Consider the following 13,384-nt stretch of genomic DNA (forward strand, 5'->3'; position numbering starts at 1 on the left):
CTTCACAGCATCAGAATTGTCTGAGAATCCCGATACGTAATTACGTGATAGAACTGTGATTGACACAGCAAAATCCGTTTCAATTAGTTATATAAAATCCACGAAGGGAATTGTACAGTTAGTTGCTGTACTTTCTGTTTTGTCAATTGTAACAGGTGTGGCGACGCTAACAGGAGCCGCAAAAATTAATTTTATTGCCGAGCAGTTGCCATCAAGTGCGATAGAGTCTGCTGGCTTTACAGGGGCGCTAACTGGGTTCCTTCTTTTTCTCACCAGTTACGGTCTTCGGCGACGCTGGCGGGCTGCATGGTACGCATCTCTTTTTCTCGTTCTCACGGTAACGATTCAGGGAGTTCTTCAGTCAAGCGCATTTTCCACACCGCTTGTACTGCTTTCTTTTATTGTATTTATAGTATTATTGACTAAAAAAGAGGTGTTCGACCGAAATATCACACTAACTGACACACAAATCGCTGCGGGCTTAGCTCTGGTCGGTGCGCAGGCGTACGGTACGATTGGAACGTATTCACTTCGCAATGATTTCCGTGGAATTGACACTCTATTAGATGCATTTTATTTTACGATTGTAACTGGAAGCACGGTTGGATACGGCGACGCCACACCTGTTCCGGAAAGCGGATTTGCCCGCTTGTATGCCCTGTCAGTCTTAATCGTTAGTACGGTTACGTTCGCTGTCGCGCTTGGTACACTCTTAACTCCCGTCATTGAGAACCGCTTCAGCAAGGCATTAGGAATGACTAACGACGCTGAACCTGACCAGCTTTCAGATCACATTGTTATCGCTGGGTACGATCAATCAACAATCCCGATTATTGATGATTTACAGGGTGATTGCCCACTGTTGGTGATCTCTGACACCGATAAGGCACTAAGTGTTACTGAACCAGATGTTTTAGAGCTACATGGTTCTCGGACATCAAATGCGACATTCGAACGTGCTCGGCTAGATGTAGCGCGTGCCGTCGTTATTGCTACAGAAAACGATGCAGAAGACATCATGACAGCCATCACCGTGAGAAATCAAGACGACGATATCTGGATTGTTGCTGCGGCGACAAATAAAGAGAATATCGAGAAATTCCGCTTCGTAGGGGTCAATACGGTAATCAGTCCGGCTCTTGTGGGCGGAGAGTTATTGGCAGAATCAGCTCGGAGCCAACAAGACGCTGCAACGGAGGTTGTTCAACGATTGCAAGACAAGTAATCAAAGAAAAATGGCTAGAACTATGCGGCGAACGACCAGTATGAGACTCGCAGCGACTCAAGTGAAATTTTCTTTGCTGAAGTTCTCCGCAGATGTCATATTCTGATCAGAAAACGGTTGGTATTGATGTTATACCAAACGATTCAGCACCTAGTGACGATAATAATCTAACGTTTAGATACTATTTGCCATCAAGGACTCACGTCTGAAAAATAGAAGTAGCAAACAATGGTACGTATGTCTGGCGTGCTACAAAGACAATTCATATGTGAGGACCGAACCGAGTATGAGTATGGATTCTGACGAATCCGCTTCGGACGCCAGGGATGGAAACTCTGGGGTTGAGGTCGGTGGAGGCGCTCCAGATAACTCCGAACCTGACGTTCTAGAAGAAGGCGCTATTGAGGGCCGTCTGGGGCAGTTTCTCCGTAGCGGACGGACGAACGCGTTAGTTGCGTGGGCGATGGTGACAGTACTCGCAGGAGTGTTCGTCGAGAGCCTGTTCGACTTTGACCTCCTCCCAATGGTTATCGTCGCCGCTATGATCGTTGTTGTGCTCGCACCGGCAATCTCGGCTCGAAACGCGAAAGTGATGCTCCCATGGGAGGTACTTGGGCTGGCGCTGTTGCCAGTTCTGGTGCGAGCGCTCTTTGGGGGAGAAGTGGGAACTTTCGCAGCGTATCTCGCGCTCGCCGCGTTCGCGCTGATCATCACTGTAGAACTTCACATGTTCACCACGCTGCGCGTGACACACTGGTTCGCTGTCGTCTTCGTCGTGATGACGACGCTGGCGACAGCGGCAGTGTTGACGGTCCTACGGTGGAACGCCGATCGGATGCTCGGTACCAACTTGTTGACGACAAACAAGGCGCTGATGATCGAGTGGCTCTACGTGACGCTGGCTGGGCTCGTCTCCGGAGTCCTCTTCGACGCGTACTTCCGGCGGCGCGAAGCATACCTCCACCGAGCGATAGGATGGGTGGTGCGCCGATGAGTGTTCGAGGCGCCCTCCGCGCTCGCTCGTCCCCTCGGACACATCGGCGGCTCACGAGGGTGATGCAGGTTCTCTTAGTTACTATCGTCGGATACGGCGTGCTGTTCGGCCAGCCGAAGGCGATCACCAATGGTGGGATTGGCCTGTTCGTCACGTTCATTCCGGCGCTGCTTGAACGCAACTACAACATTCCTCCCAACCCATGGCTTGGCGTGTGGATTACGTCAGCGGTGTTCCTCCACACGCTTGGATCGGCATGGTTCTATGCGCTGATCCCGTGGTGGGATCACCTCACGCACGCTCTCTCGGCGTCGCTGGTCGCCGGCGCAGGATACACCACGCTGCGAGCGATTGACCTCCACAGCGACCAAGTCGAGATCCCAGCGCGCTTCGCGTTCGTGTTCATCTTTGTGGTGGTGCTCGCATTCGGAGTCGTCTGGGAGCTGTTTGAGTTCGCGCTTGACATCGTCGCCGCCGAGACCGGTATCAAGATGCCGCTCGCTCAGCATGGGCTCGATGACACGGTTCTCGACCAGATGTACAACTCTGTAGGGGCACTGATCGTGGCGACGTTCGGACAGGCGCACCTCACTGGAGTCGCGGCGCGGATCGAAAAAGGGCTCTACGGGGCGTTAGACGAGGGTTCGTGAACTACCTCGGAGAAAAGTATCGAGGCTTCACCGTTTTGAGCTCGTATTGCCACTAGTAGGTGAATTTAACTGAAGGCGCGTTTATTTCGACCTTCGTCGTCGATGAATTGGATCTATCCACCTAGTGATCTCGATCTTCTCGCTCTCTGCCAAGATTCCATCTCCGAATTCTCTCGGCAGCGGTCCTGAACCGAGCACAGGAGGACCTTATACAGAATCAAGGAGAATACCTGCGGCTTTAGCCGTAGGATGAATCCGACAAAACTCTACACAGTCCACTGTTCGATGACAGTCCTGAGTTTCCAAAATCCGTAGTTTCAACTTGTGTTGTTTCGTAGCAGAGGGTAAGGTCAGATCGGCACGAAGCGATTCCGAACGGTCTTCGGAGGCGGTCTACCCGCCACTAATGAGACAGTATCCGGAACACCAACACGGTGAACACGAACGCGGACACGTTCGCCTCGTGCCTGTTGGTCGAGCAAGTTCAAAGGTAACTCCAAGTCCGTCGAAGCGACGTTGAGTCCCTGCTGGCAAAAACAACAGATGGGAGTTAACGATGCCGAGGATAAGAGTAACGGCGGTTTGGCACCGCCAGTCAGCCGCCGTTTCGTGATGGGTTAAACGGTTCCCGAAGAAGAAACTGGAGTCATGGTTGCGAACCTGAAACTCCCAACGCTCAGGATTCCTGGGTCTTCAGGCGCAGGAGGATGTCAGCCCGATGCGTTCTGTGGATTCAACGGAATAGCTGGATTCATCTCACAGAGACACAGATGTTCTCCTCTGTTCTCGATAAATTCGTCAAGAGGTGTCCGGTTCCCCGTATTCTTCCTACCTCTGAGACGGGGGTAGAAAATATTTCTGGGATGTCAGCCTGAGACTGACAGATTAATCCCACTCCATACGCCTTGGTAGCGTTCCCACAACAACACTGCTGGGGGGAGCGCTATCACGGTAAACACGAAAGAATAGATCACGCTCACCGCCATCAAGAGGCCGAAGTCCCCAAGCACGGGTGTGATGGCGAGCGCGAGCGCACCCGTCCCGAGCGAAGTGGTGAGCATGCTCCCGAGCAGGGCGCCGCCCGTCCCCGAGAGCGTGATAATCATCGACTCATAAGCGTCGGCGCCGGCGTTGTACTCGTCGATGAACCGATGTGTGGCGTGTACTGAGTACGCAATTCCGAGCCCAATTGAAATCGATAGAATTGTTCCAGTCAGCGCGTTGAGTGATATCCCGAGGTATCGCATTGTCCCAAGTAGGAATGCGATTGCGATTAAGATCGGGAAGAGATTCGCTATTCCGAGGAGCGGCTTGCTCTCCAATACGGCGTAGGCAATAACGAGGAACAATCCTGTTAACCCCATCGCGATGATTAGTCCCTGAATCGAAGAATTGAAAATGATATCAGTCACTGCGTCGAAAACGACGATCTGACCGGTGGCGGTCGTCTCGTACCGGAACTCTTCAGCGAACTCCCGAGTGTCGGCCGCGGCCTCACCCTGCGAGGCCCCGGAGTCGATCGCGTAATCGACCTGCGCACTCCGTCGATCCGGCGTGAGGTACTGCTCAGCCCGATCGCCGGACGACGATGCGAACAGCACGTCGTAGATACGGTCGAGATTTTGGTCGGGTATTCCGTTTCCGTCGATATCGTTGCGGGCGACCAGTTTGGCGAACTCCGGATTTCGTTCGGCATGCGATTGAATTACAGTCACAATACTGGTTGGCTGGGCGCTCCCACCATCACCGACTGCAAGTGAGCCTGATGCATCGTCGTTCGGGTCCGCGAGAGCCTCAAGCGCATGGCCCTCTTCGAAGTTCCCTTGGACGTACAACTTTACTGTTTGATCTTGGTTAGTTGAGAAGCGGTCTTCAAGCAGGTTCAACGTCTCAGTGACAGTGTACTCACTCGGTGCGAACGGCTCAGGGAGGCTGGTCACATAGTCCGGTTGCTCCTCCGGGGGAAGGAAGTCCTCGGTCTCGAAAGAGGTGTCGACGCCGCTGCCGTACGCCGCGGCCATCCCCCCTGTCACGAGCAGCACGACCACGAACGCGATTGGCGCGTACCGGCTAACCTGTGCCGGAAACGTCAGGAACTTCCCAAGCGTCGAGTCCTCGGAGGAGATCGGGGCCGAGTTGAACTCCGGGACTCCGTACTGCTCTCGCAGCCTGTCGACGACCAGTTTTGCTGCCGGCAGGAACAGCCCGAAGATCAGGAAGGTGAAGGTGATCCCGACCGCCGAGGCGATTCCCATGTTTCGGATCGGCGTGAGGTCAGAGATCACGTTCGCCCCGAATCCGAACACAGTGGTTACAGTGACAATGATGAACGCGATCATTAGCTGGTTATTCGCCTCGCGCATCGCCTCTGTCGCCTCATAGCCGTCGACGACCTCCTCGCGATAGCGGTTGATGATGTGGATCCCGAAGTCGACCCCGACCGCAAGCAACAGCACGGGAACGGTAATCATCTGTTGGTTAAATGGAATTCCAGAGAACCCAAGGAACCCAAACGTCCAGATGATGGTCATCAGAAGCGACAGCAGCCCGAGCGCGAGGTCGATCGGATCGCGGTAGGCGACGACCAGGAACAACAGCAGCAACAGCACAACGACAGGCATCACGATGGTGAGCGAGTCACCGATGACGTTGGCCGTCTCGGCGTTCGTCACGCCGCTGCCGAACGCCGTGAGATCCCCGGGCTGATCAGCTGCAATCGATCGGATCGTCGTTTGAACCTCTTGGAGGTCCCCATCGGAGAACCCTCCCGGCACGTCGTGTGAGATGATCGTAATCGACGCGCTTGCGCTCACGCTCGTCGGATTGAAATCTGTCGCAACCGTCCCCGTAAACCGCGGATTTTCTGAGAGGCTGCGAACGACCTGTCTGACTCGGGTCGCACTCGTCGACTCCAAGACGCGCCGCTGTTCGGCTGCCGTGGTCGCCGACGGGTCGATTGTCTGTGCGACGACCGTGGCCGGGCCGTTGGCCGAGGCTACCCGGAGGTCGTCTCGCGACTCGACCTCCTCTAAGACCCGGAGTTCTCTGAGTAACGCCTCTTTTGTCAAAACGTTACTTCCCGAGTGGATGAGTTGTGTGGACTCATCATCGGATTCGAATGGATCTTCGAATTCTTCGTTAACCGCGTCAAGTGCCTGCTGTTCCTCGAGACCATCGGTGAACGAATCGGTGGCCTCAGTGTCCGTGCTGACAAGGCCTATCCCGCCGGTAAACACCAACGTGAGAACGAGGAATATGATGATGACTCGGCGCGGGCTGTCGACGATGGCGTCGTTAACTCGCCGTGTCCACGCCTCGATCCGCTCGCCGAGAGACATCGGTTACTGCCGCCTCCGGTAGACGACAAGCGCCCCCGTCCCGACGACCAGGAGTGCGACGATGATAACCGGCAGCGGTAGTCCACCGCCCTCACTCTCGGTCACGTCTATCGGGACACGGTAGGTGTCTGTCAGCTGGCTGTCTCCGTCCGCGTCATCGTACCGGAAGTCAAGCGAGATTGGGTACGTGCTACCTGGCGTTGCAGAGCCCGTCGTGGTCAACTCGAAGGTCATCGTGGTGGGTTCCCCGGGCTCAAGTGATTGAACATACCCCGTGTCGGTATCACCTGTATCGAGCGGATCGTCGGCGAACAACCGTGCCTCGACGTCGCTGGCAGTCTCGTTGAGATTATTCGTTACGGTGACATCGATGGTACGAGTCCCGTCTGACTGGATAGTGCGGTTCTCGACCGCAACGTCGAAGCGGTCACGTTCGGGAGCGACTTCGGCGTCGACGACAAGTTCCTCGAACGCTCGCGTCTCGCCCTCCTCGTTGCGGTACTGCACAGCCATGTCGAGCGAGCGTAAGCCGGCCTCAGCCTCACCACCGATTGCGATAGGCAGGGAGAAATTCGCGGATTCGCCGGAATCAAGCGTCCCTACAGCAGTCGACCGCTCTGCCGGGATCACGCTCTGGGAATCGCCAGCGTACTGAACAACAACGCTACGGGCCGGAACAGGACCGTCGTTGCGAACGGTGCCGACCAGTTCGCCGTCCTCGGCAACACGAAGCTGTGACTCCACGTCAGCAAGTGCGAACTCCTGTTCGGCAAGCGGGAGGATCCCGAGCGAGAGCCCATCGTCGGTGCGGGTGATCCCGTCGGGGTCTTCGAACTGCACGGAACCGGCAAGCGTGTATTGCTGGACGGGTAGATCGGACGCGACGCCCACATCGTATGCGACAGATGTCGTCTCGCCGGGTTCGATCTCCTCGATCCGAACAGTGTTGGACTGGCCGTCGCTTACTGTGACGCTGCTACTTTGCGTCCCGAAAGTCACGTCAGCATTATGCGCCGTCTCCGCGCCGACATTCTCGATCGTCGCCTCAACGGTGCCGCTGTCACCGATCTGGGCGTCGCTGTCGATGTCAACGACTTGGAACCGGGCGTCGTCGCGCACACGGACTTCAACGTCGCGGGAGACGGTCACGGTCCGGCTCTCGCCCGAAGAGATGTAGCCGTAGGTGAGATCTAGATCCAGCGAGTATGTTCCGGGCTCGACGCCCTGCGGTACGTTCAGACTCACCGGTAGTTCACCGGGGGCGCTTGTTGTCACGCTACCGATCGATGTCTCACCCGACTCAACAGATAGTGGACCACTCGCTTCAACCTCGGCGCGGACGTTGCGCGCCGTAGTGACAAGATCGCTGTTCGCAGCGTTCCCGAACCGAAGGTCTCCGTCGTTGGCGATCTGAAGGGAGATCTGATTCGTCCGGCCGGGGACGAGGTTCGGGTTCGGCGCGAACACGTCAAGGTCAGGAGACCCACCGATGTTCGAGGCCTGTGCGGGCGCTCCAACTCCGACACTGGACGCGGCGTCGGAGCCGGTTAGCTCGGCGCCGACAGCACCGATGCCGAGACCACTAGTGAGGAGAAGCACACTCACAAGCACAACGGATAGGGGGCGAGTCCGCATGCGCTACCGCACCTCGATAGTCGTGGTGTTTGTACACCGGGATCGAGGGAATTCCGCTGTGGGACTACTCGGCGAGAAGTGGCAAGATCGTTGCACACTCACCACTTCACCCGAGAACCAATAAACATTTTGTTCTTGGAATCTCATGTCCCGGTATGGAACGAAAAAACGAAGCTGTCGCAGCTGACACGAGGAAGCAATAATGGCGCGCTTTACCGATGAAGATCGCGAGCGTATCCGCAAAGAGTTGACTGAAGCGGGCCACAAACTTTTCGCGCAGTTCGGTTTCGATCGAACGCGTGTGAGTGATATTACGGAAGAGGTGGGAATCGGTACTAGTACGTTCTACCAGTTTTTTGACTCGAAAGAGCAACTGTATCTTGTTGTGCTGGTCTCTGAGCGCGATCAGTTATTTGAAGAACTCAAAACAGTCGTCGGTGAGGTGGAGACACCACAGGCGGAAGCTGAAATGATCCTGCGGACGACGCTTAACCAAGTCCGAACGAACCCTCTTATTCGGAGGCTGTTTGTGGAGGGTGAGATACGACGGATCGATGAGCAGTTGGATGGAACAAACTACGATGATGCCACCAGTACAGGAGGCGACAATGACACGGGCACCACTAGTGAAGACTATAGCGACAACAAACCCGACACAGCTGCCGAAGCAGATTTCCGCGTGTTACCGCAGCCGGAAGCATGGGTTGCGCACGATGATGTCCGGATAGACGATCCGGATATCATACGAGGACTCCTACGGTCGCTGCTGTTCGTCACGCAAGCACAGAACACACCTATTGTCCTGAACGAGACCTATGATGAGGTTGAGGAGGCACTGATCGACACGGTTATCACTGGATTGTTCGCAGATGAATCGATGTCTTCTACTGTTTGATTCAGAAATTCAGGTTAGTGAACGGTGAGCATTCGCCTACCGCTCTCAGCATTTAAAGAGGAAATTCACGCTGAATGCCACACATTTCAGGGTGTGTTAGGTTACTAAGTAAATCTGTCAGGTACCCGTTTATTTAATACGTCTGTGTGGGACTACCGAATCATGGGAAGGAAGACAGTCTCATCCCACGTTTCCGTTCTGGTTCGCTGACGGTTCCTTTTGTGGGAGTGATATACTGACGACAGCTCCGGCCACTTCCCTTTCGCTAAACTGTACACGACCGCCGAGGAGGTCGGTTCCCCATTTGATAATCCACAGTCCGAGCCCACTCCCATGGTGAAGCACAGATTCCGTTCCTTCAGAAAGTACGGATCGTTCGTACTCGGGTATCCCCGGCCCGTTATCGCGGATTTCGATCTCTATCTGCTCACCTACGCTGGCAACAATCTCAACATGTGGGCTGTCACTGTTGTTGTGTTCGGCAGCGTTTTCGATAGCGTTCGAAAGCACCGGACTAACGAGAACATCGACAGCTACGTTCTGATCAGGACACTGTAGCTCAAATGTAACGTCCGGAAAGCGTGATCTCACCTCTCTCAGTCGCTCTTCAAGGATTGTCTGCATCGACCTGAGTTCAGGTTTCTCTCGAGCACGGCTGAAAAGCCGGATCGCCTCGCGACCCTTCTGTCCCAACTCATCGATTTGTAGGGCGCTTTGTTTTACCCGATCTGCTGCTTCCGCTGGTAGGCTCTCGCTGTACCCAAGTATTAGGTTTGTTTCTGTCTTGATGTTGTGACGAAGCACGCGATTGAGAACCTGCAGGCGCTGTTCTTGGCGTAAGAACTCAGTCACGTCCTGTAACGTCACCATGCTCCCAGTGACCTGCCCTCGCTGTGTAGTAATCTCGACGGTTTTGACCTTGAAATCCCTCTTGCCAGACTTGGTTTGTATCGTTAGAAAGTCTTCAAACGACCCGGAATCTGGGAACGCCTCATACTTTGGGATCGTCTCTGCCGCAGATGACCCGAGCAGTTCATCTCTTTGCACATTGAGCATCCTTAGCGCCGGTTCGTTGACGTTAATGACGTTATCATTGAAATCAAGAACAACTATGCCCTCTTGGGCACCATCGAATACGAGTCCTTGGGCACTGTTGTTCGGTGCCGGGTTCGTTCGCAGCAAACTGTACCGCCGAATAGAGATCAGGTAAATGACGCCAGAAACTGAAAATGCGATTGGTGTCGGGTCGATAGGGGTTTTGAGAACACCTGCGAGGTAACAGAAGTTTATCACCCAAGGGATAAACAATGCTCCAATCAGTGTACATGCCTGATTCCGAAACGCAGTCATCTGGTCCAGAGCCAACCCGATCAACAGAGCAGTGCCCACGCTACCCAGTAAATACGTATAAGCGGCGACGATCCAATACCAGATGCCACCGTTGTTGTTCTGGACGACGCTGAGATTTTGTGTTTGCGCGATACTGATCTGGAGGAGATCTTGAGCCGGCCCGAGAATGGCCAAAATCACGGTCACCACCGGGACGACTGCGAATGTCGATACATATCTCCAGTTCAAAAAACGATCGCGACCGGTGTATGATAACGCAAACAGTATCCACCCGAGTGGGATTGCAACGACACCGATCCACATCATGTGCATCCAGAATAGCTTCGCCTCTATGGCAGGTGCTCGGAGTCGAAAGACGAGCATGAGCGACCAGAATACCTGTCCGGCAAGCAGGAGTACGAGAGGTCTTGCCCCCGGAGTTTGTCCCTCTCTCCACGCTAAGATGGCCGAAGCTGAGCCAAGAACGACAGAAATGTGTAGCACAAACAGCAGAAAAATAGTATTCGACACAGTATTACAAGGACACCAATGTATACTAACTTTATGTCTAAGAAATTAAACTACGTGCCTTCAATAAAAAAAGAGAGCGCCGTGGATTACCCGGAGATAGCGATGAACAGTCCGCACGCCACGAACACGTAGTTCATCTCACCGAGCAACTCTAGGCGACGGTAGTCATCACTACGCCCAATTCGACTGTTAAGGAAAACCGCCAACACTCGTCCAGCAAGAAGGACCACCGCGAAAAGTGCTGGGAGGAATCCGCTAAGAAACGCTCCAACGACGACGAGAATTGAGAGCATGTTGATGATATACAATAGATGGCGTGTCCGTTTGACGCCGACGACAGTCGGAAACGTTGAGACATTATTCTGTGCGTCATCTTCGATGTCACGGACGTTCGGAATTTCAGTGTTGACAAAAATGTCTGCGAAGAAGTAAATCACCAACACGATGGCAAGCGGCGTGATTACGGCGTCAGCAAACACAATTGGCAGGAACACCATTGCTGTCGCCCACGCTAGTGCCACAAGCGTAGAGTTAAGCACAAAGATAGCCTTCAGGCGCTCGAGTGGCACAAGCGATCGTTCAGACAAATCCACTACGTACAAGATCCAAGTCACACCTGGAACGAGGGTGACCGCAAGTGCGAGTGGACCACCAAGCGCTGAGAGAGTAATTGCAAGTCCGTATGCTCCAGCAGACGTAATCGAAAGCAGACGCCTGTGTCGCCCGATGAACGCACTTCGCTCAGATGTCGCTTGTGGGTCATATCGCACATCGCTGATTCTGTCACCGACGTAAACACCGTAAGCAACCAGTCCAACGACGATGGGTGCCAGGGATGGCTCAAGCGACAAGATCACCATCGTGACGAGTGTTCCCGCGATCCCCATGCCCACAATATCAAGTTGGAGATAAATACAGGCTTTTCGGATACGATGCCACAGTTCGACTGATAGACGAAAACTGCTACCGGTTCCGGTAGTTTCTCTGCCGGAACTCGTCCGTTCTAGTTTTTTCTTTGACATTCTGTTAGGGACACCGCAAGAAAACACGCTGTTGCTTCCCTGGGTGTCCGCTATAAATTACTTCCAACTGACAATAAAGATAGATAGAGACCCTTCAGCAGATCAACAGTCTGTTTGCGGGGCCCTCAACTATCTATTTTGTTGATATATCGTGATTGCGGTTCGTATCCCTTAGGAGAAATCAGTATGAACTGGTTGGATGATTACAGCAACAGAACGACCAGCTCGACGAGTTTGCGAGCGTGATCTCCCACGACTTGCGTAGCCCGATCAACGTCGCACAAGGTCGTGCGGCGCTTCTTGCCGAACAGGGAACATCAAGCGCTCCGTCAACTAGTGAATCTCTCCGCCTTACAGCGATTCAGCACAGCCATTGACATCCTCCTCCGCGTGAACGCGAAGGAATCCCGAGCGTTAGGAGTTTCAGGTTTACAACCATGACTCTGCCACTTAACGGGAACCCATTTAACCCAGCCATCGTGGTCAGCGGTTGACTGGCGGTGCCAAACCGCCGTTACTCCTATCCTTGATGTCGTTGACTCCCCCCTGTTGTTTTTGCCAGCAGGGAGTCGTTGATACTTCGGCGGACTCGGAGTTACCTTTAAGACTTGCTCGACCAACAGCCACAGTGACGAACCCTTCTAGGATTCGTGTTCACCATGTTGGTGTTTCGGATACTGTCTCATTAGTGGCGGGTAGACCGCCTCCGAAGACCGTTCGGAATCGCTCCGTTCCGACCTGACCGTACCCTCTATTGCAAAGTGATAATACTAGAACGCTCTTGCGTAGGAGATTGTGGATACTGCTGAGCGGTAGCTGTGGAGTCGAAGAGGACAAGGGCACCGCGTCAGCGGTGCCCGACACGGATGATTCCGCTCGATGTGTTTGGGTCGGAATCGGTCGCAGCGGACCTGTTGGCGCAGGTTCGCTGGCGTGACGGTGTTACCTGTCCTCGCTGCCGTTCTGACCGGACGGTCAGAAACGGCAGCTACAGAGAGTTTCAACGGTATCTCTGTAAGAATTGCGACCGCACGTTCAACGACAAGACGGGCAGGATATTCGCTCACTCGAAGTTTACACTCCGCCGGTGGTTGTTTTCGATCTACGCGTTTCGCCGGTTTAACACGAGTCCCCGCCAACTACAGTACGAGATTGATGTGACTCACAAGACATGCAGCGGCGCATCGAGCGCTTCGCCAGAGCGCTCGATGCGCCTTCCCTCGATCTCGTTGGCCCGGTCGAAATCGACGAAGTGTACGTCTCTGCCGAGAAGAAAGGCCGCGAGCGCGACCGGGAGTCGCGCTCGCGTGGCCTGTCCGCTCGCGGGCGTGGTTCATATAGCGGCGACAAGCCACCCGTGTTTATTATCGCCGACCGCGGCACCGGACAGCGGTACGTGATCCCAGCGAAAGCCGCAGACGAATCGACGATTCGACTCCTGCTGGCCGATCGGCCAGCAGGAGTCGTTGACCGTCTATACCGACGGCTTTCGAGCGTACGAACCGCTCGAAGAAGACGACGCGTTCGACCGCGAATACGTCGTCCACGGGGACGGCGAATACGCCGATAACGAGGTCCACGTCAACACCTGCGAGAGCCACGCGTCGCTGACGCGACGGTGGCTCTCGCCTCACCGAGGTATCTCGAAGGACAAGCTGACACAGTATCTCAGAGCGTTCCAGCTTCGGCGAAAAATATACCGAAAAACGGGGCGAGACGCACTCAAACACGCTGTCCGAGCGACGCTCTGAAATCAACAATGTGC

8 protein-coding genes and 2 pseudogenes are annotated in these 13,384 nt (G+C 54.4%); 6 read left to right on the forward strand and 4 right to left on the reverse strand.

The features are described from left to right. Nucleotides 1–55: 55 nt before the first annotated feature. From AMR74_RS17790 to AMR74_RS15570, 3 genes are all read left to right on the forward strand, one after another. On the forward strand, nt 56–1,225 hold the full coding sequence (locus tag AMR74_RS17790; RefSeq protein ID WP_082356903.1) for an NAD-binding protein: 1,170 nt from the start codon (nt 56–58) through the stop codon (nt 1,223–1,225). Nucleotides 1,226–1,517: 292 nt separating this feature from the next. Continuing rightward, nucleotides 1,518–2,219, forward strand: a complete 702-nt coding sequence (locus AMR74_RS15565) for a hypothetical protein (RefSeq protein WP_053772968.1) — start codon at nt 1,518–1,520, stop codon at nt 2,217–2,219. Nucleotides 2,220–2,281: 62 nt separating this feature from the next. Further along, nucleotides 2,282–2,869 (forward strand): hypothetical protein, encoded by a 588-nt coding sequence (locus tag AMR74_RS15570; protein WP_449272055.1) that lies wholly within the window; start codon nt 2,282–2,284, stop codon nt 2,867–2,869. Between the two features lie 866 nt (nt 2,870–3,735). Here the strand turns inward: AMR74_RS15570 and AMR74_RS15575 are convergent. Beyond that, a complete protein-coding gene (locus AMR74_RS15575) occupies nt 3,736–6,207 on the reverse strand; it encodes an efflux RND transporter permease subunit (RefSeq protein ID WP_053772970.1) in 2,472 nt (823 codons plus the stop codon). A gap of 3 nt (nt 6,208–6,210) precedes the next feature. Beyond that, entirely contained in the window at nt 6,211–7,842 is a 1,632-nt protein-coding gene (locus tag AMR74_RS15580; protein WP_394348196.1) for a COG1361 S-layer family protein, read from the reverse strand. 202 nt (nt 7,843–8,044) lie between these two features. On the opposite strand from AMR74_RS15580, the gene AMR74_RS15585 reads away from it, so the two are divergent. After that, on the forward strand, nt 8,045–8,737 hold the full coding sequence (locus tag AMR74_RS15585; protein WP_053772971.1) for a TetR/AcrR family transcriptional regulator: 693 nt from the start codon (nt 8,045–8,047) through the stop codon (nt 8,735–8,737). Nucleotides 8,738–8,917: 180 nt separating this feature from the next. Here AMR74_RS15585 and AMR74_RS17795 read toward each other — a convergent pair whose 3' ends face one another. Together AMR74_RS17795 and AMR74_RS17800 are read right to left on the reverse strand one after the other, a co-directional pair. Next, on the reverse strand, nt 8,918–10,597 hold the full coding sequence (locus AMR74_RS17795) for a histidine kinase N-terminal 7TM domain-containing protein (protein ID WP_321163990.1): 1,680 nt from the start codon (nt 10,595–10,597) through the stop codon (nt 8,918–8,920). A gap of 86 nt (nt 10,598–10,683) precedes the next feature. Then, nucleotides 10,684–11,484: a UbiA family prenyltransferase gene (locus tag AMR74_RS17800; protein ID WP_240471206.1), complete on the reverse strand. Its 801-nt coding sequence runs from the start codon at nt 11,482–11,484 to the stop codon at nt 10,684–10,686. Between the two features lie 371 nt (nt 11,485–11,855). Between AMR74_RS17800 and AMR74_RS19685 the strand changes: the two are divergent. Both AMR74_RS19685 and AMR74_RS15600 read left to right on the forward strand, forming a co-directional pair. Continuing rightward, nucleotides 11,856–11,996 (forward strand): annotated as a pseudogene (locus tag AMR74_RS19685) (hypothetical protein); the annotation flags it as partial. A gap of 489 nt (nt 11,997–12,485) precedes the next feature. Then, a pseudogene (locus AMR74_RS15600) lies at nt 12,486–13,370 on the forward strand (IS1595 family transposase). Nucleotides 13,371–13,384: the final 14 nt, after the last annotated feature.

The organism is Halorubrum tropicale, assembly GCF_001280455.1.
GTDB lineage: Archaea > Halobacteriota > Halobacteria > Halobacteriales > Haloferacaceae > Halorubrum > Halorubrum tropicale.